Origin of the sequence: Mesorhizobium sp. M8A.F.Ca.ET.057.01.1.1 (assembly GCF_003952565.1) — a bacterium.
Classification (GTDB): domain Bacteria; phylum Pseudomonadota; class Alphaproteobacteria; order Rhizobiales; family Rhizobiaceae; genus Mesorhizobium.
In genome coordinates, this window is record NZ_CP034454.1 from 3,259,457 (window position 1) to 3,283,227 (window position 23,771).

The 23,771-nt window shown below is 60.3% G+C and carries 25 protein-coding genes and 2 pseudogenes; 13 read left to right on the forward strand and 14 right to left on the reverse strand.

The genetic code is table 11. The annotated features are described in order from the left end of the window. Positions 1-152: 152 nt before the first annotated feature. A pseudogene (locus EJ077_RS15210) lies at positions 153-2,833 on the forward strand (GNAT family N-acetyltransferase). Positions 2,834-2,852: 19 nt separating this feature from the next. Here the strand turns inward: EJ077_RS15210 and EJ077_RS15215 are convergent. Both EJ077_RS15215 and EJ077_RS15220 read right to left on the reverse strand, forming a co-directional pair. Next, a complete protein-coding gene (locus EJ077_RS15215) occupies positions 2,853-4,406 on the reverse strand; it encodes an AAA family ATPase (RefSeq protein ID WP_208702823.1) in 1,554 nt (517 codons plus the stop codon). 53 nt (positions 4,407-4,459) lie between these two features. Continuing rightward, the gene (locus EJ077_RS15220; protein WP_208702824.1) at positions 4,460-4,858 is read right to left on the reverse strand and encodes a c-type cytochrome; all 399 of its coding nucleotides are present in this window, start codon (positions 4,856-4,858) and stop codon (positions 4,460-4,462) included. Between the two features lie 175 nt (positions 4,859-5,033). On the opposite strand from EJ077_RS15220, the gene EJ077_RS15225 reads away from it, so the two are divergent. Next, on the forward strand, positions 5,034-5,870 hold the full coding sequence (locus EJ077_RS15225) for a universal stress protein (protein ID WP_208702825.1): 837 nt from the start codon (positions 5,034-5,036) through the stop codon (positions 5,868-5,870). A gap of 81 nt (positions 5,871-5,951) precedes the next feature. Here the strand turns inward: EJ077_RS15225 and EJ077_RS15230 are convergent, their stop codons facing one another. From EJ077_RS15230 to EJ077_RS15250, 5 genes are all read right to left on the reverse strand, one after another. Next, entirely contained in the window at positions 5,952-6,398 is a 447-nt protein-coding gene (locus tag EJ077_RS15230) for a pyridoxamine 5'-phosphate oxidase family protein (protein WP_208702826.1), read from the reverse strand. 19 nt (positions 6,399-6,417) lie between these two features. Beyond that, complete coding sequence (locus EJ077_RS15235; protein WP_208702827.1) at positions 6,418-7,104, reverse strand: phosphoribosyltransferase; 687 nt, start codon at positions 7,102-7,104, stop codon at positions 6,418-6,420. A gap of 3 nt (positions 7,105-7,107) precedes the next feature. Continuing rightward, complete coding sequence (locus EJ077_RS15240; protein WP_208702828.1) at positions 7,108-7,542, reverse strand: DUF2267 domain-containing protein; 435 nt, start codon at positions 7,540-7,542, stop codon at positions 7,108-7,110. Between the two features lie 119 nt (positions 7,543-7,661). Then, positions 7,662-8,939, reverse strand: coding sequence for a 5-aminolevulinate synthase (gene hemA / locus EJ077_RS15245; protein WP_208702829.1), 1,278 nt, complete (start codon positions 8,937-8,939; stop codon positions 7,662-7,664). Positions 8,940-9,073: 134 nt separating this feature from the next. Next, positions 9,074-9,898 carry a universal stress protein gene (locus EJ077_RS15250; RefSeq protein WP_208702830.1) on the reverse strand — a complete coding sequence of 275 codons (825 nt, stop codon included), beginning with the start codon at positions 9,896-9,898 and terminating at the stop codon, positions 9,074-9,076. 196 nt (positions 9,899-10,094) lie between these two features. Between EJ077_RS15250 and EJ077_RS15255 the strand changes: the two genes are divergently transcribed. Continuing rightward, a complete protein-coding gene (locus EJ077_RS15255; RefSeq protein WP_245458754.1) occupies positions 10,095-10,481 on the forward strand; it encodes a phasin family protein in 387 nt (128 codons plus the stop codon). Between the two features lie 91 nt (positions 10,482-10,572). Then, the gene (locus EJ077_RS15260; protein WP_245458782.1) at positions 10,573-10,848 is read left to right on the forward strand and encodes a c-type cytochrome; all 276 of its coding nucleotides are present in this window, start codon (positions 10,573-10,575) and stop codon (positions 10,846-10,848) included. A 119-nt stretch (positions 10,849-10,967) separates the two neighbouring features. On the opposite strand, the gene EJ077_RS15265 is transcribed toward EJ077_RS15260, so the two are convergent. Together EJ077_RS15265 and EJ077_RS15270 are read right to left on the reverse strand one after the other, a co-directional pair. Beyond that, positions 10,968-11,354, reverse strand: coding sequence for a translational machinery protein (locus tag EJ077_RS15265; RefSeq protein ID WP_208702832.1), 387 nt, complete (start codon positions 11,352-11,354; stop codon positions 10,968-10,970). A gap of 69 nt (positions 11,355-11,423) precedes the next feature. Beyond that, complete coding sequence (locus EJ077_RS15270) at positions 11,424-11,663, reverse strand: lipoyl domain-containing protein (protein WP_208702833.1); 240 nt, start codon at positions 11,661-11,663, stop codon at positions 11,424-11,426. Positions 11,664-12,068: 405 nt separating this feature from the next. Between EJ077_RS15270 and EJ077_RS15275 the strand changes: the two genes are divergently transcribed. Beyond that, positions 12,069-12,293: a hypothetical protein gene (locus EJ077_RS15275; RefSeq protein WP_208703006.1), complete on the forward strand. Its 225-nt coding sequence runs from the start codon at positions 12,069-12,071 to the stop codon at positions 12,291-12,293. Here EJ077_RS15275 and fixJ read toward each other — a convergent pair. Continuing rightward, positions 12,290-12,904: a response regulator FixJ gene (gene fixJ / locus EJ077_RS15280; RefSeq protein WP_208702834.1), complete on the reverse strand. Its 615-nt coding sequence runs from the start codon at positions 12,902-12,904 to the stop codon at positions 12,290-12,292. The two genes, EJ077_RS15275 and fixJ, sit on opposite strands and share 4 nt — an antisense overlap. Beyond that, positions 12,891-14,447, reverse strand: a complete 1,557-nt coding sequence (locus EJ077_RS15285; protein WP_208702835.1) for a PAS domain S-box protein — start codon at positions 14,445-14,447, stop codon at positions 12,891-12,893. The genes fixJ and EJ077_RS15285 overlap by 14 nt, the downstream gene beginning before the upstream one ends. Positions 14,448-14,632: 185 nt before the next feature. On the opposite strand from EJ077_RS15285, the pseudogene EJ077_RS15290 reads away from it, so the two are divergent. From EJ077_RS15290 to EJ077_RS15310, 5 genes and pseudogenes are all read left to right on the forward strand, one after another. Next, positions 14,633-15,441, forward strand: a pseudogene (locus EJ077_RS15290) (universal stress protein). Next, entirely contained in the window at positions 15,441-18,071 is a 2,631-nt protein-coding gene (gene mgtA, locus EJ077_RS15295) for a magnesium-translocating P-type ATPase (protein WP_245458755.1), read from the forward strand. Before EJ077_RS15290 ends, mgtA begins: the two are co-directional and overlap by 1 nt. 22 nt (positions 18,072-18,093) lie before the next feature. After that, on the forward strand, positions 18,094-18,549 hold the full coding sequence (locus tag EJ077_RS15300; RefSeq protein ID WP_208702837.1) for an NUDIX domain-containing protein: 456 nt from the start codon (positions 18,094-18,096) through the stop codon (positions 18,547-18,549). A 95-nt stretch (positions 18,550-18,644) separates the two neighbouring features. Then, positions 18,645-18,914, forward strand: a complete 270-nt coding sequence (locus tag EJ077_RS15305; protein ID WP_208702838.1) for a DUF6455 family protein — start codon at positions 18,645-18,647, stop codon at positions 18,912-18,914. Between the two features lie 109 nt (positions 18,915-19,023). After that, positions 19,024-19,572: a hypothetical protein gene (locus EJ077_RS15310; RefSeq protein WP_208702839.1), complete on the forward strand. Its 549-nt coding sequence runs from the start codon at positions 19,024-19,026 to the stop codon at positions 19,570-19,572. A 76-nt stretch (positions 19,573-19,648) separates the two neighbouring features. On the opposite strand, the gene EJ077_RS15315 is transcribed toward EJ077_RS15310, so the two are convergent. The 3 genes from EJ077_RS15315 to EJ077_RS15325 all read right to left on the reverse strand — a co-directional run bounded on the left by EJ077_RS15315 (position 19,649) and on the right by EJ077_RS15325 (position 21,304). Next, on the reverse strand, positions 19,649-20,347 hold the full coding sequence (locus tag EJ077_RS15315) for a CBS domain-containing protein (protein WP_208702840.1): 699 nt from the start codon (positions 20,345-20,347) through the stop codon (positions 19,649-19,651). 132 nt (positions 20,348-20,479) lie between these two features. Continuing rightward, a complete protein-coding gene (locus EJ077_RS15320) occupies positions 20,480-20,950 on the reverse strand; it encodes a DUF2231 domain-containing protein (RefSeq protein ID WP_208702841.1) in 471 nt (156 codons plus the stop codon). A gap of 120 nt (positions 20,951-21,070) precedes the next feature. Continuing rightward, entirely contained in the window at positions 21,071-21,304 is a 234-nt protein-coding gene (locus EJ077_RS15325) for a hypothetical protein (protein WP_208702842.1), read from the reverse strand. Between the two features lie 185 nt (positions 21,305-21,489). On the opposite strand from EJ077_RS15325, the gene EJ077_RS15330 reads away from it, so the two are divergent. From EJ077_RS15330 to EJ077_RS15340, 3 genes are read left to right on the forward strand one after another with little or no spacing between them, the layout of a single operon-like run. Next, positions 21,490-21,759 carry a PepSY domain-containing protein gene (locus EJ077_RS15330; protein WP_245458756.1) on the forward strand — a complete coding sequence of 90 codons (270 nt, stop codon included), beginning with the start codon at positions 21,490-21,492 and terminating at the stop codon, positions 21,757-21,759. Next, entirely contained in the window at positions 21,759-22,424 is a 666-nt protein-coding gene (locus tag EJ077_RS15335; RefSeq protein ID WP_208702844.1) for a response regulator transcription factor, read from the forward strand. Before EJ077_RS15330 ends, EJ077_RS15335 begins: the two co-directional genes overlap by 1 nt. Then, entirely contained in the window at positions 22,424-23,767 is a 1,344-nt protein-coding gene (locus EJ077_RS15340) for a sensor histidine kinase (protein ID WP_208702845.1), read from the forward strand. The genes EJ077_RS15335 and EJ077_RS15340 overlap by 1 nt, the downstream gene beginning before the upstream one ends. Positions 23,768-23,771 lie beyond the last annotated feature (4 nt).

The following is a 23,771-nucleotide window of genomic DNA, read 5'->3' on the forward strand; positions in this document are numbered from 1 at the left end:
ATTTGATCGATGCTCGCCATTATCGCGAGCGCTGACGGAGCGCGTCGAACTCGGGCAACAGCTAATCGCGAGAACCGGAGAACGCTTTGATCCAACGCAACGAACGGGCAAGATCGACGAGCGATCATCGTTGCGAATAGGAGGCACCAGGGGTGACGATCCGAAATCTCGAACATGCGTTCGCCCCGAAGTCCGTTGCTGTCTTCGGTGCGTCGGTGCGCGAAGGCTCCGTCGGCCGTGTCGTTTTCGACAACATCGTCAGCGGCGGCTTCGGGGGCGAGATCTGGCCGGTCAACCCTAAATATTCGCGGATCGCCGGTCGGCAATGCTATCCCAAGGCGGCCGATCTGCCTGATGTCCCAGACCTTGGTGTCATCGTCACGCCGCCAGAGACTGTTCCCGGCATCGTGCGCGACCTTGCTGAACGGGGCACACGGGCGGCGGTCGTTATCACCGCCGGGCTTACGCGCGAAAATGGCCTGCGCCAGGCGATGTTGGACGCTGCCAAGCCCACGCTCTTCCGCATCATCGGGCCGAACACGGTCGGACTGATGATACCGCCGGTGAAGCTTAATGCCGGATTTGCGCATTTGGCTGCCAGACCCGGCAACATCGCGCTGCTGTCTCAATCCGGCGCCATTGCCACATCGTTGATCGATTGGGCGGCCGACAACAATGTCGGCTTTTCACAGATCGTCTCGCTCGGCGACATGGCGGATGTAGACGTGGGAGATTGTCTCGACATGCTGGCGGGCGATACACACACACGCGCCATCGTGATGTATCTTGAGACAATTCCCAATCCGCGCAAGTTCATCTCGGCCGCCCGTGCGGCGGCGCGGATCAAGCCCGTGATCGCAATAAAATCGGGCCGGCACGAGCAATCGGCCAAAGCGGCTGCGACCCATACCGGAGCGCTATCGGGGGCCGATCGTGTCGTCGATGCGGCATTGCTGCGCGCAGGCATCCTGCGTGTCAAAGGCCTGACCGAGCTGTTTGATGCCGCTGAAACGATCGCCCGCTTCACTCCGCTCAAACGAGCCCGTGTCGGCATCGTCACCAATGGCGGCGGGGCAGGGGTATTGGCTGTCGATCAACTCATGGACTGCCAAGGGGAACTGGCCGCGCTATCACCCGCCACCATCGAACGCTTGAATGCCACACTGCCTTCAACATGGTCGCACGCCAATCCGGTCGACATCATCGGCGATGCCTCGCCGGAGCGCTACAAGGCCGCCGTCGAAGCTGTAGCGGCCGACCCCGGAACGGACGTCGTCCTGGTGATGAATTGCCCAACAGGTCTGGGCTCGCCGCTTGCCGCGGCAAGCGCCGTGGCGGAACTCACAAGGGAAGGGATGGTCGCCGGCAAACCGGTCCTGACCTGCTGGCTCGGGGAACAGACGGCGCGCGCCGGGCGGCAAATCCTTCAAGATGCCGGCATTGCCAGTTTCGAAACGCCCGCTGATGCTGCAACGGCAGTCTCCTATCTGAGCGAATGGTCGCGTGCCCAGCGGGCATTGATGCGCACGCCCTCAAGCAGCAGCGAGGAGGTCACGAGCAACCGGGACGCCGTACTCGCCATATTCAGGCAAGTCGCGAAGGACGGGCGGCGAATGCTGACAGAGCCCGAAGCCAAGGCAGCGATTTCCGCCTACGGCATCCCGGTACCCGAGACGATCGTCGCCAGATCCCCCGCCGAAGCCGAAGCAGCGGCCGGCCGGCTCTTCAAGACGTCTGAACAGATCGTCGTCAAGCTGCTGTCCGAGGCGATCTCGCACAAGTCGGACATTGGCGGGGTGGTGCTTGGCATTGCCGACGCCGCTGCTGCCGGGGAGGCGGCACGCGCAATTGAGGCGCGCGTGCGCAAGCACGCACCGCAAGCCAATATCGAAGGCTATGCCGTACAGCCAATGGTGGTGCGGAAACAGGCGCAGGAACTCATTCTCGGCATGAACCGGGATCCGATTTTCGGGCCGGCCATTTTGTTTGGAGCAGGCGGCGTCTCCGTCGAGGTGATGGACGATACAGCGATAGCATTGCCGCCGCTCGACGACGTTCTTGCCGGTGACCTGATCGGGCAAACGCGGATCGGTCGCCTGCTGGCAGGCTTCCGCGACCGCAGGCCGGCGCACCGGCAGTCCATCATTGCAGCCCTCAACGGCCTGTCGCAGATGATCGTCGACTTTCCGTGCCTCGTTTCGATGGATATCAATCCGCTGCTAGCCGATGCCGACGGCGTGATTGCACTCGACGCCCGCATCGAAATTGAGCCGGGAAGCGTGGAGGAGCTAGGGCCAAACCCGGCGCTTGCGATCAGGCCCTATCCCTCGGGTTGGGAGAAGGCGTTTTCGGCATGCGGCGCTGGCTATCACATCCGACCGATCAAGGCGGTGGACATCGCGCTCTATCCGGAATTCCTTGATAAAATTTCGCCTGACGATCTGCGCCTGCGTTTTCTGTCGCCGCGCAAGAGCTTCTCCGACCAGATGCTGAAGCGGCTCACCCAGCTTGACTATGACCGCAACATGGCTTTCGTCGCATTGGACACGAGCACTGGCGCGCTGGCGGGCATCAGCCGGATATCCTGCGACCCCGACTGCGTCAGTGCCGAATACGCCTTGCTGGTGCGGACGGACTTGCAGGGCATGGCCTGGGTTGGGAATTGCTCAGCCAGATCGTCGACTATGCAAGAGCGGATGGGATCCGCCGCATCGAAGGCATCGTGCTGAGCGAAAACAGCAAGATGCTGGCCATCTGCCGCGAGTTTGGCTTCTCGATCACGCATCTTCCGAACGACCCGGGCCTTGTCGAGGCCAAGCTCGAACTCGGTTGAGATCGATCGTCCGTACCATTCAAGAGGCTGTGCGCAGGATGTCGGAGGCATCGTGCGCACAATATCTCCTCAATTCGGCGACGATGTCGACGAGCTGTCGATCGGAGTCGGTGCTGCGCCAACTGGCCTGGCTGGCATTCCGCTGGAATTGACGCGACAGGATATCGACCGTGGCGTCCGAGGGGCCGCCCTTGCGTTCATTGACCCGCTGCCAAAGGACTATTGGATCCGCCTCCAGCCAGAAGGCGGAGAATGCGATACCTCGGTCGCGCGCTGCTTTTTCAATCCGCTCACGATCGGCCGGTCTGTCGAAAACCGCATCAGCGACAACCGAGCCGCCCTCGGAGAGGATCAGGCCGGCTCGCCATGCCATTTCGTTGTAGACCCGTTCGGACACCTCAGGTCGGTAGGCCTTGTCCGGCAGCCTGGTCTCAGCAGCCACGCCGTGCATCGCCTTGCGGATGCGGTCGCTTTCGACAATTCGTGCGCCGGGCGGAACTCCAACATAGGCAGCGAGCGCCTCGGCGACCGTCGTCTTGCCGGACCCACTGAGGCCGCCGATGGCAACGAGCCGCGGCTCTGTCTCCTGGAGAAATGTCAGGGCCAGTTCGAAATAGGATCTCGCCTCGGCAATCAACTTGTCGCTATCGGCGCTGCCTTCCTCGACCTGTGTCGCGGTGACGTGGGCGCGCACGGCAGCCCGCACGGCCATGAAGAAGGGCAGTAGGATGCAACCGTCTTCATCGTCGGCCTCGTCGAGATAGCGGTTCATCACGAGATTGGCGAAATGGGGGAGGCCGCGATGCCAGAGGTCCATCAACAAGAAGGCAAGGTCGTACAGGACATCGATGCTGGCGATCTGGTCATTGAATTCGATGCAATCGAAGAGGCGAGGCTCGCCATCAAAGAGGCAGATGTTGCGCAGGTGCAGATCGCCATGGCACCGGCGGATCTTGCCAGCGGCCTCCCGGCGGTCCAGCAATCCGGCATGCCGGGCAAGCGCGGTGCGGAAGGCCCGGGCAAAGGTCTCGATCTCCCGTTTCGTAAAAACACGGCTGGTGCTAAAGCCGGCCTCGTTGATGTCGAGCACGCCCATCAAATTGAACGAGCCGGTGCCATTGTGGACCTCTGGCGCTGTGCGATGAAATCCTACGATCATCCGTGCGACGGCAGTCATCAGGGCAGGCGTCAATTCTCCCGCGGTTGCCATTCGATCGAGAAGCTTCGACTGGTCGAAGCGGATCATCTCGATCGCCGCGTCGAGCATTTGGCCGGTGCCATCAAAAGCCAGTCTGTCGTCGGCTTCCCGGGTGATGCGACGCACCCTCAGATAGAGGCCGGGAGCGGTTTTCGAGTTCAGTTCCACCCCTTTCTCGCAAGCGGCCAGCCTCAATGCCGGCGTCGAGAAATCGACATAGGGGAGCCTGACCGCCCGCTTCATCTTGTAGGCGCGTTCGCCAGTCAGAAAAATGCGCGAGATATGCGTCTCGATCGCCTCGACCGGCCCGGTGGCGCCATAGGAGGCTGGATCAAGCAGGAATGCGACAACGGTTTGCTGGTCGTCAACAACCATGGCCGGTCTCCTCGATGCCTGTGTCGTGCGGAGACTGTTTGCGCCATCCGCTGTCATTGCTGCAGTGTCTCGACATAACCGGCCAGATCATGGATTCGCTCTCTGGTGACAATCTCGCCGGCATTCGGGCCATATTTCTTCACGTCGCCGGGCAGGAATTGGCTGCCCCACACAGGCATGTCGCGCTCGCCATGCGCCGGCACCATGGTGCGACCGTCGATCACGGCATAAACGCGCCAGTAGGGAAATTCGCCGCCATTGCGCCTGGAGAGGCGTGTCAGGTCGCTCGGCCGCTTCAACAGCTCTTCGCCCAACGGGCCATCGCCCTTGCCTTCGGGACCATGGCAGACGGCGCATGAGTTCATGTATTCGCCCTTGCCGTCGCCGAGTTCCTGGGCGCCGGCCGCGTTGAAGGCCAATCCTGCCAAAACCGCCATGATCAGGAATCTCATGTGTGTTCCCCGATTGGTCGGCTGAAACCTACAGCGTCGGTTTGGCGGTGCGTTGATGCGGATCAAATGCCCCCGCAGTCACCGTGTTTGATTCAACGCAATGAAAGCGCCGATCGCCCTCGCTAATAACCGAAACCACGACTGACCCTTCAAATCGAAATCAGGAGTTGCCGCCGTGACTTTCAGGACACTGCTTACAGTTACCGGGCCGAACCAGGGTGAAGGCGATCTAAAGCTAGCCGCGTCGCTGTGCGAACAGGTCGGCGCCCATCTCTCCGTGCTTGTTCTCGAACTGGCCGCACCGCCCTCTGGCGGCGAGTATGCCGCTGTCGTCTCACCGGCCTGGCTGGAGGAACGCCAGGCCGAACTGAAAAGGCTGGATAAGAGAATTTCCGACGTCGCCGGCTTTCTTTCTCAGACCCCGGTATCGGCCGATCTGAGCAACGATTATCCCGACATGGGTTGGGCGGACGACGTCATCGGAAGGCGTGCGCGCTACGCCGATCTTACCATTCTCGGACCAGAGCTGCTGGCAAGCCATACGCTGAAGGATAAAGTCATCGAGGGCACACTGTTCTCATCGGGAAAGCCCATTCTGCTTGTTCCCGAGGGCTCGCGCCCGACGCTGAAGCCAAAACGCATCCTCGTTGCATGGGACGCCCGCCTTGAGTCATCGCGCGCTGTCCGCGAGTCGCTCGATATGTTGAAAGGCGCCGAAGATGTGCGCCTTGTCATCGTCGACCCCATCGAAAACGAATTTCATCATGGCGAGGAGCCGGGTGCGGATGCCGCGGCCTATCTTGCCCGCCATGGCGTGAAGGTTACGGTCGAGCGGCTGCCAAGCGCGAACCATTCGGTTGCCGACGTGCTTCGCCAGCATGCCGGCGACGTTGCGGCCGAGCTGGTAGTCATGGGCGCCTACGGTCATTCCCGGTTGCGCGAGCGGATTTTCGGCGGGGTCACCAAGTCGATGCTTGCGGGTCAATCGCTGCCGGTCTTGATGGCGCGATAGCAATTCAACGGTAAAGAAAAAAGCGCCGGTGCAGATTGCGCCGGCCCTTTCATTTCATTCTCGCAAGACTTGATGGGGCGACTACTCGCTTGCTTCTCGTCCAGACACCTGCTCGATCAGGATCCGGAAGAAAACGTGCGGTGCACTGTCGGTTGTAGGAGGAACGACCGGCTTGAGTGCGCCAGGCTCCCACCAGTCGGAGTGCTTGCTCAAGACCGACCAAGCATGATCCCGCTCAAGCTTGTGGCCAATTCGATCCGGCAACTCTTCGTATCGGCCGTCGGCAACGACACTTTTCCATCCTCGCCCCTGACCATGTTCATCGACCTGCACGGACACCAACGGATTGGCCCGCATCCATTCGATTTTTTTGCCCGGCATGGAAAACGCGTAAAGATGAGCGTCCGAATGGGCGTAGTAGAAGGGCACGACATAGGGTTGCCCATCCTTCGCGCATGCCAAGCGGCCCACGCGATTGGCCGTCAGCAATTTGGTACATTCCAAAGCAGAAAGCGTGCGGATTTGCATCAGTGCGATCTCCTGTTCTTCACGGCTTTTGAATCAGGCCGGAAACGTGCCGCTGGCCAGTCTTGTACAGCTGGGCAGCCTCGTCCATAGCGGAGACAACGTCGTTGTCAGAGAGTGGTGGGAACCGCAGATAGTGATGGCTCAAGGCCCGGAACTGTCCTGGCCGACTAAGGCAGACCACACGGTCCGCTTCCTGCTCCAGAGCGGCGACCGTCTCTTGCGGTGAAACGGGAACTGCCACGACGATTTCCCTCGGTGATCGGCGCTTGAGGGCGCGGATCGCGATTTTCATGGTCGTACCGGTTGCGGCCCCGTCATCGACGATGATCGCGATCCTTCCCGCGATCGACATCGGTTTATTCCTACCTCGATAGGCAGCGCGCCGGCGTTCGAGTTCAGGACGCTCATTTGCAATCAAGACACGTAAGGCGTCGTCGTCGAGGCCATAGGTCTCGACAATTTCACGGTTCAGCACGACCTCCCCAGGGTCGCCATCGACGATTGCGGCAACAGCCAACTCGGGATTGCCCGGGGCGCCGACCTTGCGGACGATAAGCAGGTCAACAGGAGCGTTGAGGGCTTTGGCCACTTCCACTGCGACGGGCACGCCGCCACGTGGCAATGCCAGTATGACGGGCCGATGCAGTTGAAGCCTGCTCAATTCCAGGCCAAGCTTCACTCCAGCGTCTTCCCGGTCACTGAACATCGATCAATCCACCGGCCACAGTTTTCGCAGCGACTTCTTCATCGAGTTTCTCACCTGCACGATCTCGCCATGCGAAATGTGGCGGTCGAGAAGCTTGAACACGGCGCTGATCGCGACATCGAAATCGATCTCCTCATCATAGCCGAAACCGTCTCTGACGCTGACAATGAAGTCGCGCTTCGTGCGTTCACGCGCAGGCGCCGACGGGTTCCAGCCTTCGAAATAGATGCCGCGAACCAAAACAGGCAGTTGCGCCGACAGATCGGCCATTTCCGCCGGCGACAGCCAATCCCGCACCGTGTGCAGGACGGATCTCAGGAGACGGCACGCGCTCGGCTCGCTCCAGCAGAGGTCCTTGGCGAGCTCCTTGACCCATTGTTGCGCCTGCTGGCCAGCGTGCGTGAAGTCAGCAAAGGATGTGTGGGAAATATGACCCATGGCGATGCTCCTCGAATATTTGAATCCCATTCTCAGGCATCGAAAGGCTTTGAGCATTGAGCAGGATCAAATTGCCCATAGGCGAAGGAGATGAAGGCCGTTTTGAGCAGGCGGCAGTTTCAGCCGCCGGATTTCTGCACCAGCAGTGGAACGATCCGATCGCTCTTCGCCACAGCGGGCCGGCCGGCTGAGCCGTAGGGAATGCCGAGCGCATCCCAGGTCTCGACCAGCGCGTCCTGCAATCCCGCGATCAGCACGTCGGAATGGAACGGCGTCGGCGTGATGCGCAGCCGCTCCGTGCCGCGCGGCACGGTCGGATAGTTGATCGGCTGGATGTAGATGCCGTGCACGCCAAGCAGGCGGTCGCTCGCCATCTTGCAGAGCTCGGGATCGCCAACCAGCAGCGGCACGATATGGGTCGGCGATTCCATCACCGGTAGGCCTGCGGCGGACAGGATCTGCTTGGTCCGGGTCGCCTGCTGCTGCTGGGCGTCGCGCTCGGCCTGCGAATGCTTGAGATGGCGGATCGAGGTGGTGGTGGCGGCGGCGATGGCCGGCGGCAGCGCCGTGGTGAAGATGAAGCCCGGCGCGTAGGAGCGCACAGCATCGATGACCGCACTGGTGCCGGTGATGTAGCCGCCAAGCGTACCAAATGCCTTGGCCAGCGTGCCCTGGATGATGTCGATGCGGGCGGCCAGTCCCTCGCGTTCGGTGATGCCGCCGCCGCGCGGTCCATACATGCCGACGGCATGGACCTCGTCGATATAGGTCATGGCATTGTAGTGTTCGGCGAGCTCGACGATCTCTCTGATCGGCGCGATATCGCCATCCATCGAATAGACCGACTCAAAGACGATCAGCTTGGCGCGCTCACGGCCCGCCGCCTGCAGCAGGCTTTCCAGATGCACGACGTCGTTGTGGCGGAATATCTTCTTTTCCGCGCCGGAGCGCCGCACACCTTCGATCATCGAGGCATGGTTCAATTCGTCCGAGATGATCAGGCAATTGGGCAGAAGCCGGGCTATGGTCGAGATCGACGCCTCGTTGGAGACAAAGCCCGAGGTGAAGACCAGTGCCGCGTCCTTGCCATGCAGGTCGGCAAGTTCATGCTCGAGCTCGACCAGCGGGTTCGAGGTGCCCGAAATGTTGCGGGTGCCGCCGGCGCCCGACCCCATTTTGCCGGCTGCTTCCTGGAACGCGGCGATGACGTCCGGGTGCTGGCCCATGCCGAGATAATCGTTGGAGCACCAGACGGTGATTTCCTCGGCGCGGCCGTTGGAACGCCATATGGCGCGCGGAAACTTGCCCGCGATGCGCTCAAGGTCGGCGAAGACACGATAGCGACGCTCCGCATGGAGCTGGTCGATCGCTTCTTCGAAGAACCGCTGGTAGTTCATGTCCGAATTTCCTTGTTTGCTCGCCGTTGCGCTGCGGGCATCGGCTACACCGTACCTGGCAAGGGTTGGACGTAACCCTTTGAGGGAACGGAGACCTTGATTCATGTCAAAATCACGGCTCCAAGGCTCCTTCCTCAGTTCGATATGAAGCGATGCAATGATCCGTTGCGCAGCACAGAACGCGTCACGCCACCAAAGGTCCTCTCCAGTACCCGGCTATGACCGTAGCCACCGAGAACAATGAGATCGGCCGCAATATCCTGTCCGATCTGCAGGAGGATTTCCGCCGGTTCGGAGCGGCGCGCATCCAAGATTTCCGATCGCGCCTTCACCCCGTGGCGCGTCAGATAGAGTTCGACATCCGCTACGTTTTCCCTGGGCCCAGTATTCCCATTGTCTACGGTCGCGATCACGACATCCCTGGCGGTGATCAGGAAAGGCATAGCGTCGATGACGGCACGTCGCGCTTCCCGGGTATCATTCCACGCAATCAGGATGCTTTCGGCCTTGATCGGCGCCAATGGGTCGGATGCCACGAGTATAGGACGGCCGGCCGCAAGGATGAGACTTGCCGAATCCAGCATACGATGACGGTCGACCACCAGATCGGCCGAAGGCGAGCCAGTGAGGATCAAGTCGGCGGCACGCGCATTGAGTGCAAGTTGGCGCGTGGGATTGCCTATCTCTCCGCGCCACGAGGCACGATTGCTGCCTTTGACGATGCTCAGGAATTCCTCTCTCAGGCAGTCGAGGCGACCTTCTATCTCCTCCACCTGACACCACAACGCCTTGGTCGCGGCCTGGTCATCAGTGCCGGTCGGCAGGACGAAATGCGGCTCCGCGGCGCAGAAGCCAATCAGGTCGGCCTCGAGTCGTTGAGCAAGATCCCATGCCATCGCGATGCGTGGCGCGGCGATTGCGTCCGCGTCCAGTTGAACCATGATCGTCTTGAAAGCCATCGCGTCATTCCATCTGCGGTTGACGCGACTTGGCCATCAAATAGAGGGCGGCACCTTGATGCGGGTCAAACGCGCAACGAAACCGGTTGGTGCCGGCACGCTCGTACAGTCCTCAAGGCCATAGGGTTGATCCTGATCAAGGACACGACGACGAATGGCGTCAACGTCGCGCTGTGGGATTCAGAACGGAGTATCGATGATGCACACCCAGCCCGAACCATCCTCATTCGCCACACAATTGTTGCCGATTGCGGGAAATGGCCAGAAGTTCTTCCTTGCTGCCGCGTCTCTTCAAGTGCACGCCTTCAAGGCAATGATGCGCTACAACGTCGAAACGCTGGCATTTCTGAAGCATCGTTGCGAACAGGACGTCAAGCTGGCCGACGATCTCATCACCGGTCCGGAGTTCAATGACGCTTTCGACATCTTTGCTGCTTTCCTGCAGAATGCGACATCGCAATATGTCAGCGAAGCCGGAAAGGTCGCGACACTGACCTGCAGGGTTGCTTCGGAAACGGCCAAGCGGGTTCGCGACGAAGCCAGAACCGCGATCGAGGACGCAGCGGCGAAGACAGTCGCGTAGATCGGCAATGCGGAGGTCGTCAAACATGACCAACTTTTGCAGGCGTCGTCGTCTGCCGGCTTCCGTCCTTGCACTGATGCTGTTCGGACATATGAATCCAGCTCTGGCCGATAGCTTAACTGATCACGGAAAGGCGTTGGTGGAAGTCAATTGCGCCCGCTGCCACGCCATTGGAAAAACCGACAAGAGCAGCCATCCTGACGCCCCGGCCTTTCGCACCTTGTCAAAGCGATATCCGATCACCGATCTCGAGGAGGCCCTCGCTGAGGGGATTTCGACTGGCCATCCAGACATGCCTGAGTGGATCGCCAGCCCCGACCAGATCGACGCAATCATCGCTTACATCAGCACCTTGCAGCAACCGTGATCGGGGCTGTGGACGCGGCAGCCCACCGAACCTGACGCCCCCACTGCACAATGGATGCTATCGATGGAGGCTATCGATCTGATGGCCGTTAACGCGCCAGCAAACCGGCGCGTACCAAGCTAGTGCAACATCCTGTCAGCTGCACGGAAGAACGACCGAGCATGCGCCACGATCTGGGCCTCTGTGGGATGGTCGGCAGGTTCGACGCCGATGATGCGATCCTTCAAGTGGGCATGGTGGTCGCGTATATGCTTTGCCAACTCGTCTTTTGCCGATCCTGGCCCTACGATCAGCCATTCCTTCGCCGGCTGCAGCGCCGCGACGATGTCCTGGTAGAAGGACTGGTTTTCCGGTGCACGCTTGCCGTCGACGGTGCCTGCCTTGTTGTGGGTCTGATGATGCGCAAGCGTGGTGGCAAGCCTAAGGCTCGCGGCCGATTCACGATTGAAGAAAAACACCTTGGCTTGGCGATGGTCCAGCCAGGCAACGGCATGTTGGGCCTGCATATTGATACATCCTTGAGGCTATAGTTGAGGAATGAGCGCAATCAACCCGAAAAGACGTCCTCACGCAGGCTAAGACTCCAGCGTTGCCAGGATCGAGCCGGGCTCGATGACGGTATTCGCAGTGGCGACAATCGTCGCGCGGCCACCTGCCGGTGCGACAATCTCGTGCAGCGCGTCTTCAACGCGAACTTCGGCTATTCGCTCTCCGGCCTTGATTGTGTCACCGCTCGTAATGAACCAGCGCTCCATGATGCCCTCCGGCAACATGCTGGACGCCCACAGGGCTTCATCGACCTTGATATAGCGCATCGCAATTCTCCCTATGCCGGCGAATGATATGCGTTCGCACAGCAGGGTCCTTGATCCCGATCAATCGGCGCACGACGCAGGGTACCGCAATCGCGCGGCGTTTGACGGCGATCAATTTCTGATGCGGCAACTGTCCTAATGATGGCCGACCGTCGACGGAGGGAGGTCATGAAGCATTACAGGGAAAGGCAGCCGTCGCGATGAGCGTCCGATCAGATATTGGCGCTGCGTTCTCAATCAATTGGGTTGCCCGCGCCGTGATCGGTACCGATGCCGATATGGCGTCTGCCGCAAGAACTGTTAGCCACGTCGGCCCGACGTCCGGCAACGCGTGTGCTGTTTCGACGATTCCAGAAAATGATGCAGATCAATGCGCAAGGCATAGCTTGCGAAGATTTTGATGCGATGTGGAACCCTATCCTAAGCGCACCTTATGGTCGCCATCTCGAACTCGCCGTCTTCGACGAGGAGGGGGCGCATGCGCTGGTATTTCCCTGCATAAAGAGCCGCGAAGGTTGGAAACATGCCGCCACCGGCGCCCGTGTCGACATCCGTCCGACCCACTGGCGCGAGTGGGATGAGGAGAAAGTTCAGGCCAGCACTGGCAACCCTATCGAAGGTTCTCCCTAGGGTCGGGATTCCACGATCAGCGCCATGCGCACGAGATGTGACAGGCTGCTTGCGCCCATTTTGCTCATGACATTGGCCCGGTGGATTTCGACCGTGCGCGGGCTGATCCCCAGATCGTGGGCAATCGTCTTGTTCGGCAGGCCCGATACAAGTCCATCCAGGACCTGCCGTTCGCGTTCTGACAAGGTCGACAGACGCGCGCGGATATCCGCAGACTGGGGATGCGCCGCGTTCGCCTGGTTCCGGTTGGCCAGCGCGGAGCGGATCGCCTCGATCAGAATTTCGTCGTCGAACGGCTTCTCAATGAAATCGGCGGCGCCTTCCTTCATGGCCTGAACGGCAAGCGCCACGTCGGCATGGCCCGTCATGACAATAACCGGGATTGTATGTCCGCCCGCTCTGAGCTGGCGCAGGAACCCGATGCCGTCTATGCCCGGCATGCGCACGTCGGTGACGATGCAGCCGTCGAGATGGCTAGTCGCCGTTGAGAGAAAAGCGGTGGCCGATTCGTGTAGGCGAACCGCGAAGTCTGCTGTTGCCAGAAGAAAACCGAGCGATTTGCGGACGTCGACATCGTCGTCGACCACGTGCACCAGATCACTGTCGGCCATTTGTGATCTCTTCCTTCTCCACGATGCGCAAGGTGAAGCGGAAAGCGGTTCCGCCGGCCGGCATGACCTCGGCCCATATATGGCCACCGTGCGATTCAACGATGGTGCGGCAAATGGAAAGGCCGACACCCATGCCTTGCTTCTTGGTCGTTACAAACGGCTGGAAGAGCTGGGCCGAGACCTCCGGCGCGAGACCTGGACCTGTATCGATCACGCTCACCTCGGCCACCCCATCATCCCGGGCAATGGTTGTGACTTTCAATTCGCGGCGCGGCGCGTCCTGCATGGCTTCCACTGCGTTGCGCATCAGGTTGAGCAGAACCTGCTGAATCTGGATGCGATCGGTCAAGACCAGTTCGGCGGCAGGGTCAAGCTTGTAGCTGACGAGAAGGTTTATCTCCCGGGCGCCGACCAGGGCTAAGGACGAGGCTTCCTCGATCAGAGCCGGCAGCCGTTCGACCTGACGCTCGCTTTCGCCCCTGGCTACAAAATCCCTCAGGTGACGGATGACGTCGCCTGCCCGCAAGGCCTGCTCAGCTGCCTTTTCCAAGGCTTCCCGCATCAAAGGCGCATTTTCTTCCGCACTCTTCTCGAGTAGCCGACGACTGCCCTTGAGGTAGTTTGTAATCGCGGTCAGTGGCTGGTTGATCTCGTGGGCCAGAGTCGAAGCCATTTCGCCAAGCGCGGTAAACCGCGCCATGTGCAGGAGCTCCTGCTGCTGCTCCTGGATTCTCGCTTCCGCCCGGTGGCGTTCCGTCAGGTCGCGGCAAAAGCCGGTAAAGAAGCGTCCGGTTCCCGGATGCATCTCGCCGACCGAAAGCTCCATTGGGAAAGTCGTACCATCCTTGCGTGCGCCGGTAACGGTGCGGCCGACCCCGATGATCCGACGTTCTCCCGTCGTCAGGTAGCGAAGCAGATAGGCATCATGCTCGTCGCGATAGGGCGAAGGCATCAGCATATTGACGTTTTTACCAATGACCTCGCCTGACTGATAGCCGAACAGCGTTTCGGCAGCGGTGCTGAACGACTGGATCCGGCCCTGTTCGTCGATGACGACCATTGCGTCCGGCACTGTGGCCAGGATCGATCGCAAATGGTCCTCACGCAACCGAAGTGCGGCGTTCGCAAAGGACAGGTCGCTGACATCCGTGCCTTCAATGAAGATCGCGGTGACACGGCCATCGTCAGCCTTGATCGGCTGATAGACGAAATCCAGGATGCGTTCTTCGACCGGCCCGTCAGCTCTGTTGCGAAGGCCGACCTTTACGCTCTGGCCCCTGTACGGCTCGCCGGTCGTGTACACATGGTCCAGATGTTCGAAAAACTCATGTCCCTCAAGCTCGGGAAAGGCGTCCCGCACTGACTTTCCAATCACTTTCCTGTGGCCGATCAATCGCTGGTAGGCGGCATTGGTCAGTTCGAAAACGTGACCTGGCTCGCGCAGGAGCGCTATAAAGCCCGGAGCCTGATCGAACATTTGCGACAACAGTGATTTCAGTGTCGTCCCGCCGGGCGACAAACTGAGCGCTTCGTCTTTGATCACCTGAAGTTCCTGGGTTCGAGACGGTGCTACCGGGGTAATTATCACTTCTTGCCGCACACGCAAAACGGATCGAGCGACGGTTTCGGGCGCAGATGCAGTTGGCGATCTTTGACGCGCATCAAGGCATTGGACGCGGGCGAATGCAATTCATCACGCATTCCATCGTTCAGCGAAAGGCGTCCGCAATGTCTTACAAGTCAATCATCGTCAACCTCGCCATCGATGCGCCTCCTGCACCCATTGTAAAGGCGGGGGTCGAACTCGCGGAGCGGTTCGGAGCCCGTCTTATCGGCTTGGCGGCTGCGGATGTTCCCCCTTGGTCGCGACCGGCGAAGGCATGGTCTACGAAGGCGAGATCATGCAGATCCAGCGGACGGAGATCGAAAAGCGGCTTGCCGAACTGCGTGCCGAGTTCGAGAGGCTGGTTCCTGCGTCGATCTTTAGCGAATGGGGCCAAGCTGTTTGCAGCCCGACCCGGTTCCTCAGCGTTTCGGCCAGAGCGGCAGATCTTATTATTACCGGCCAGGCAGGAGACAATGTGTTTCGCACCGTGGATGTCGGCAGTCTGACACTCGGTGCCGGGCGTCCGGTTCTGGTCGCCGCCACCAACGTCGAGCACGTCCTTGCTAAAACTGTTGTCGTGGCGTGGAAGGATACGAGGGAGGCGCGGCGAGCGATGGCTGATGCATTGCCTTTCCTGGCCAAAGCCAGCGAAGTCGTGATTGTCACGATTGACACCGACCGCAACGAAAGCATTCGCGACAGCCTCGCCGATGTCGCGGTCTTTCTTGAGCACCATGGCATCAAGGCGCGAACCGAGCTGATCGCCGGTGAGGCTGATGGCGACCGGTTGCTGACATTCGCACGCTCGATCCATGCCGACCTCATCGTCTCGGGCGCTTATGGCCATAGCCGCTTGCGGGAATGGGCGTTCGGCGGCGTCACCCGCACGCTGATCGAGGAGAGCGGCATCAACCGCTTCATGTCGTATTGATGATAGGCGAAGCCGGCCAGCAACCCGTCTCGCCAGAGGACGGTGCCTATTGGTCGATCGAGACCAATGCCCTCCTGCTACGCCTTGAGACCTCAGCCTCGGGGCTTGCTTCGTCCGAAGCGGCGTCGAGGCTCGCAAAATTCGGCCGAAACACACCCGCGTCGACGTCAAGCGCGTCGGCCCTGGCAGTGTTTGCCCGCCAGTTCCGCAGCCCGCTGGTCCTGATCCTCATTTTCGCGGCCAGCGTGTCGGCCTTCGTCGGGGAGGGCCAGGAGGCTGCGATCATCGGCGCGACCGTGCTGGCAAGCTGCGTCCTGAGCTTCACCCAGGAGTACGGTGCGTCGCGGGCGACCGAAGCACTGAAACAGCGTATTTCGCGCAAGGCTATAGTGTTGCGCGACGGCGCCGAGTGCTCGGTCGTCGCCGAAGAGATCGTGCCGGGCGACGTGATCCGGCTTTCGGCCGGAAACCTCATCCCTGCCGACGGTATCATTCTGGATGCGCGCGATTTCAATGTCAGCGAGGCCGTGCTGACCGGTGAAACCTTTCCCGCCGTGAAGACACCGGGACGATCGGCGCCGGATGCCGCGCTCACACTGCGCACCAACGCGGTCTTCACGGGAACATCCGTCCGCAGCGGTACCGCGACCGTGCTTGCAGCCGCAACCGGCACCCGCACGGAATTCGCGTCGATCGCCGCGGCCCTGGAGCGACAAATCCCCGAAACGGGGTTTGCCCGAGGCATCAGGCTGTTCGGCTATCTGATGACCGAGATCATGCTGGCGATTGTCATCCTGGTGTTCTTCGCCAACCTGATGCTGCATCGGCCGCTCATTGAATCGCTGCTGTTTTCGCTGGCACTGGCGGTTGGCTTAACGCCGGAACTCCTTCCGGCCATCATCAGTGTGACGCTGGCTCGAGGGGCTCGCGCCATGGCGGCCAATGGCGTCATCGTGCGCCGTCTCGATGCCATCGAGAATCTCGGCAGCATGGATCTGCTGTGCACCGACAAGACCGGCACGTTGACGGAAGGCGTCATCCACCTCGACGGATGGCTCGACGTCGATGGCAATCCGTCAACCGATGTTCTGCTCTGGGCACGTCTCAACGCGACCCTGCAGACCGGACTGAAGAACCCGCTGGACGAAGCAATCGCCGGCGCGCCGGCCGAAAGCTCATCATTGGCCGCTTTCACCAAGGTCGACGAGGTTCCCTATGATTTCATCCGCAAGCGGCTATCCGTTGTTGTGCGGAGCAAGGATGCTGAAGATCTTCTGATCACCAAAGGCGCCGTACTAAACGTCCTCGAAACCTGCGGCTTCGTTAGAACCGCGAAAGGGCTGGAACCCCTCGATGAGAAGCAGCGTTCGGCGATCGACGAAAAATTCCGACGCTGGAGCGCGGACGGCTACCGCGTTCTGGGCCTGGCAATCCGTCGGTTTGAGAGCCCGAAAACGTTCGGCAGGAAAGACGAGATCGATCTCGTCTTTGCGGGCTTCCTGCTTTTCCTCGACCCGCCAAAGAAAGGCGTCAAGGAGACGCTTGCCGAACTCGCCCAGCGCGGCATCGCCGTAAAGGTCATTTCTGGTGACAACCGTTACGTTGCCGCGCATCTCGCCCAGGCGATCGGCTTGCGCGCTGACAGGATCATGACCGGCGAGGATCTGTCGAAATTGACCAAGAGCGCGCTCTTCGCAGGCGTGCAGCACACCGACCTCTTCGTCGAGATCGACCCCAACCAGAAGGAGCGCATCGTTCAGGCCTTGCGGAGCAGGGGCCATGTCGTTGGTTACCTTGGCGACGGTATCAATGATGCGCCTGCCCTTCATGAGGCAGACATAGGCATCTCGGTCGACAGCGCCGTCGATGTCGCGCGCGAAGCGGCCGATATCATCCTACTCAAACAGGATCTGGGCGTTCTGGTGCGCGGCGTCGACGATGGCCGCAAGACCTTCGCCAACACGATGAAGTACATTTCCATCACCACCAGCGCCAATTTCGGCAACATGATCAGCATGGCTGTTGCCTCGCTGTTCCTGCCTTTCCTGCCGCTTCTGGCCAAGCAGATCCTGCTCAACAATTTCCTTTCCGACGTTCCTTCACTCGCCATTGCAAGCGACAACGTCGATCCCGACCAACTGCGCCGGCCTCGCCACTGGGATATCCGTTTTGTGCGGCGGTTCATGATCAGCTTTGGCCTGGTCAGTTCGCTGTTCGACTTCGCGACCTTCGCATTCCTTCTGTTCTTTGCGCATGCCACGGAGGCCGCATTCCAGACCGCGTGGTTTGTCGAGTCGTTGCTGACGGAGCTTGCCATTGTGCTCATCGTGCGCACGCACAGGGCTTTCTGGGCGAGCCGTCCAAGCCCGTTGCTTGCCTGGCTTACATTGGCTGTCGGGATTATCGCGATCATGATCCCCTATCTGCCGTTTGCAGCCTGGTTCGGCTTCGTGCCCTTGCCTCCGCCCGTGCTTGCCGGGCTTGTCGCAATTACCGCGCTCTATCTACTCGCCTCTGAGGCGACCAAGCGCTGGTTTTTCGGACAAGAGAACCGCAAATCGCACCGGAAGTGGGCTGGGCAGGCGATTGAAAGAGCGGCCAAGCCTCATGCCGCCTACCCGAAATCATAGGGCCGTGCGGAGGCTTGAAGCGATGACGAAAAGAAGCGCAGGCATTCTGCCCTATCGAGGATCGAACAAGGGGCTCCAGGTGCTGCTTGTCCATCCTGGAGGCCCGTTCTGGCAAAGACGCGATCTTGGCGCCTGGTCGATTGCCAAAGGCGAGTATGACGAAAGCGAGCTACCCGAGGCAGCGTCACGGCGGGAATTCAGGGAAGAGACAGGCTGGGAGCCCAAGGGAACCCTGCCCACTCTGGGTCAATTGCGCCAGCGAGGGGGCAAACTCATCACGGCATTCGCGTTCGAAGGGGACTTCGATACCGCGACGTTGCGCAGCAACCTGTTTGAGATGGAATGGCCACCACGCAGCGGTCGGGTACAATCGTTTGCCGAGGTCGATCGTGGTGAATGGCTGGACTTAACACTGGCCAGGGACAAGCTGGTTGTCGGTCAACGGCCTTTTCTCGACCGCCTCGTCGCTTCGGTTTAGCGCTCAAGAGGTTGTCAGCTGATCGCTCGTTGATCGAGATCAACGCCGCCCGCCGCCAACATGCCAATGATGGCCAGTAGGCAGGAGTGATCACCATGACCTTTCTCGATTACCTGATTTCAGTTGATGCCAGAACCGCATTGATGGACCGCATGATGCGGAAGCTCGGCGTTGACAGACAATTGAAAGTCGTAGCCGACCACGCCGCCGTCACCAGCCGCGCCGTGGAACGCTGCCGTTCCTGCGGGCATCAGGACGAATGCTCGGTCTGGCTCGACGAACATCAGCAAGCCGATAACCCGCCAGACTATTGCCGCAACAGCGACCTGATCGCTCGACTGCAGCATGCGGCCGGCCAACGCTAGCCATTCGAGTAACTCAGCCTGGACGATATCGTGCTGTCCGTGTTCTGACGAGAGTCGACGCAAATCGAGTTTTGCAGTTGATAGGTTTGCATTCCACGGGACCAGGCAGTTGGACACTCTATTCTTTCTGGAAGCATTCCTGCTCTTTGTCGCTCCAGGGCCAACCAACGCTCTTTTGATGGCGGGGTCGGTCAAGCGAGAGAAAGCGGTCAAGCTCTTGGCCGCTCAGGCATGCGGATACGGGATCGCATCCGCGTGCTGGTTTTCACTGCGTCCCTTCGTGTCGCCCGACGCCATTCATATTCTCAGGCTGGTAGCAGCCGGATGGCTCGTCGTTCTTGGCCTGCGTCTGACGGCGAGCGCCCGAATCAACGTTTCCTCAAGCGGCGACGCCATTTCTGTTGCGGTGACCAGTGCTCTCAATCCGAAGGCCTTCATCTATTGCTTGGCTATCGTTCCGATAAACATCGAGCCGCGCGCGCTCGGAATCTTCTGGATTGCGCTTCTGGGGATGACAGCCGCCACCGGATCGGTGTGGCTTTTGCTGGGTCGGCGCTTCAGCGGAGGCAAAACATTGGTAGAAAAAGTTGCGGGCGCGGCGCTTATTGGCTTTGCCCTGCTGCTTCTTCGACCATTGATAACCCTGGTCGCGCCCTAAGCGCGGCGAAGCCTTGGGCGAGGACTAGCAACGCAGAGAGGCAGTGGTGCCTCGCTGCGGATCAATGTCTACTCCGCTACGAAACAAGGATGACCGACACGGGATCGGCGCAGAAGAGATTATCCTTGACAGCATTGACGCCGGCGACGTTTTCGGCGGCGACTATCGCTGCCTGGCGCTCGCGTTCGTCGAAGATGGCGCCGCTCAGTGTCACCACACCCTTGTCCACCATCACGTTGATCAAATCGTTGCCAGCCCATTTCTGCCTCGCAAGCTCGGTAGCGATGTTCTGCCGAATCTGTTCGTCATCGATGACCGTAGCGGCTCCATCCGGAAGGACGCCGAGCAATGCCCGTAGAAGATCAGAGCGGGTGATGATGCCGACGATTTTTCCAGCTTCGACGACCGGAATGCGTTTGACATGGTGACGCGTCATGAGCTCGACGACTTTCGCGAGCGATGCTGCAGGGGATGCCGTCACGACATCTTGCGACATCACCTCCTCAACCCGTCGACCATTGGCGCGGACATATTCGTCGGCGGCCTTTCCGGGGCTGACGAGAAACTCCAGCCAGCGCGAGCGCTTGCGCTCCGTGCCCAGTTCCTCGCGTCTCAGGAAATCGCCCTCGCTGACGATCCCCACCAGCCTGCCGTCGTTGCGAATGACGGGGAGGCCGCTGACCTTTCTGGAAAGCATCAACCCGGCAGCCTCGGCGATCGACGCTGACGGGTCAATGCCGACGACTGGCTTGCTCATGATGGCTTCGGCTTGCATGTTCGCTCTCCGGAGTTTTTCCAACCTCCGGCTTATTTAGATTTCACATGCACGAAGCGCCTTGATCTGAATCATTTGTCGGTGGAGGCAAATGGTCCAAAGCTGGGTCGTGAATGACGGGGCGCGAACCGGTCAACCAGCGATCGCGGCGGCCTTGGCGACGTTCACGCCAAGGTCGTAGACAAGCAGTCCACCATAGTAGGCCGTCGCAGTGACCAGAAATGCTCCGCAAATCTCGATCAGAGGAATGGCGATCGTTACAACCCGCATGTCACGGTTCCGCATCCAAAGCACCAGGCGCACGATTCCCCAGATCAGAAAGGCAAAGGCAGTGATGCCTCCCAGGCTTTCGTGGATCTCCGCGATATCGCTGCTGAAGCCGGCCGCTTCGGCATGATCCAGGGCAAGACCTCCGAAGAACCAAGTTCCGATAGCGAACACTCCGGCAGCCAGGGCCACAAAAGTGGAGATCGTACCGGCGCCCGATCTCCTGGTGACGGCGCTGCCGCCAACCAGCGCGACAAGGTCGATAGCCACGAGCAAGTAGATCAGAACAATAGGAAAATGAACTAGAATGGGGTGGATATGTTGAATGGGGATCACGAAAACTCTCCAGAAATTGGCAAGGGACTTGGATAATTTGCCGGCTTCGCCGCGAGCCTTGGCTCACGACATTGGCAAGCGTTATGTGCTGTGGCGGGCCACGCCCCCCGAAGGGGAGACCTAGTCGTTTTCGTCAGCCTCTTCGCCTTGCTGGTCGTCACACGCATCGTCGCCGCCCTTGATGGCTTTCGGGGTGGAGGCGTCCTGCATGGGGATGGCCTGCAGATCGATCGGACCGGATGGCACAACAGACGATGACGCCCCACATGATCCTTTGTCCGATTCAGCGGCTGCCGGCAGGGCAAAGATCGTGAGGCTTGCAAGTGCTGCAAGAACAAGCATGGAGTTGCGCATGGTCTCGTATCCTTCTCGGCGCGGCCATGATTGGACGCGATGATGCCCTGATAAGGACCCTTTGCTTGCTGTGGGCTGAGGATAACTGACAGCAAATTGAAAGCTGCAACGTGCGACATGCCTTGCCGATGAAAAGACAATGGAAGCATTTGGCGGTGCTGGGTCTCGCGGGACTTGTCCTGGCAATGCCTCTCGCTGCCCGTGCCGACGAGGACGACGACGGCGACCATGACCGGGCGCGGGATCTCTATGAGCACGGCGAAATCAAAGGCCTTGCCAACATATTGGACATTGTCCGAGCCAAGGCACCCGGCGATGTTGTTGCGGTCGATCTCATCCGCAAGGCCAACAAATGGGTCTACCGGTTCCAGGTCGTCGGTGCCGATGGCCGGCGAAGGACCGTCGAGGTCGATGCCGGAGCCGGAGTCATCATGCGCGATGGGGAGGGCGACTGATGAAGATACTCCTCGCCGAAGACGAACCCCGTATCGCTGCCGATATCGCGACCGCCCTCAGGGCGTCCGGAATGGCGGTCGATATCGTAAAAGATGGTGAAGCCGCCTGGTTCGCGGGCGATGTCGAGACTTATGACGCCGCGATTCTGGATCTCGGATTGCCCAAGCTCGACGGCCTCACGATCTTGAAACGTTGGCGGGCCAACGCCCGCCGGTTTCCGGTTCTCATCCTCACCGCAAGGGGGATGTGGACGGAGCGCGTCGAGGGCATCAACTCCGGTGCGGATGATTATCTCCCCAAGCCTTTTGAAATGGAAGAACTGCTCGCCAGGCTGCGGGCTATCCTGCGCCGCTCGGCGGGGCAGGCGGCACCCGTTTTGAGGTCCGGTCCGCTGCTTCTGGACACGCGCCAGATGCGCATTTCGCTTCGCGGCATTCCCGTTTCCCTGTCGCCGCTGGAGTACCGGCTTCTGGCGTTTCTGATGCATCATGCGGGACGGGTAGTGGCGCCGACCGAACTGGCTGAGCATCTGTACGATTCAGGCAACGACCGCGATCCAAACGCGATCGAGGTCATTGTGGCGCGGCTGCGACGCAAGCTCGGCAGCGATGTCATCGAAACGCGACGCGGGTTCGGGTATCTGACGCCCGATGATACCGCCTGATGGGCAACTCGATCCGCTTCCGGCTGTGGTTGGCTGCAACCATCTCGGTTCTTGTCGCACTCGGCATCGCCGGCGCCGGCTTGCGCTATCTGTTCGAACTTCATGTCGAGCGGCGCGTGGTGGGCGAGCTGATGGTCGACCTAAACGAGTTGATCGGTGCAACGACCTTTACAAGCGATGGCCGCCTTGCTGTGACCCCGGTGCTGACCGATCCGCGGTTTGCCAATCCACTGTCCGGTTACTACTGGCAGGTGGAGGACATCGCCACCGGCAGCCTCGAGCGTTCGCGATCGTTGTGGGACGCCAAGCTGCTCCTGCCCGCCCGGAGCACAAGTGGTGGGCTGCGAACGGTCGAGGAGTTCACGGGCCCGGGCGGAGAACTCAGTATTGCGGTCGAGCGTACGATCATCGATGCCGGAGGCCGATCCTTTCGTGCCATCGTGGCGGAAGATCATCGAACCGTTGAGGTGTCTGTAAGCGAATATGTTCGCGATCTTGCTCCGGCTCTCTTGATGCTCGCTGCAGTTCTCATGGCCGCGTTTTTCATCCAGATCACCATCGGCCTTGCGCCTCTGGTGACGTTGCGGGTCGCCGTCGGAAGCGTGATTGCGCAGCGAACGGCACGGCTCGATGTGGTGGCACCAAGCGAGGTGCAGCCGCTCGCCGACGAAATCAATCGTCTTCTTGATTCCCAGGAGAAGGCGCTGGCGCGGGCGCGCTCGCGCGCCACAGATCTTGCGCACGGCCTCAAAACGCCGCTGCAAGTGCTGTCGGCCGACATCCGTGCTTTGCGCAAGAAGGGTGAGACGGATCTGGCCGACGAGATCGAGAAGATCGCAGGAGCGATCCGGCGCCATGTCGAGCGGGAGCTCGCGCGCGCCCGCCTCGCACCCGGAGTCTCCGGCAAGGCATCCTGTGGGGTATCGGACGTCGCGGCGGGCGTCATTGCCGTCGTCAAACGGACGCCAAGCGGCAAGCAGCTTTCTTTCAGGATGGAGGTCGCGGAAGATCTGATGGCGCCAATCGACGAAGGCGACCTGTCAGAAATCCTGGGTAATCTGGTCGAGAACGCCGCGCGCTATGCAAAGTCGTCAGTCCATGTCGATGCATCCGCAACCGCGGGTGAAGTGATCGTCACTGTCGCCGATGATGGCCCAGGCATACCGGATGCCGATCGGGAGTCCGTCTTGTCGCGTGGCGTCCAACTCGACAGCAAGGGCGGGAGCGGCGGTCTTGGCCTGGCCATAGTTTCCGACATCGTCGAAGCTTATGGCGGCCGCCTTGCCATGGCCAACGCCGATCCGGGTCTGGTCGTGACCATTTCCCTGCCGCGACACAGTTAAGCGT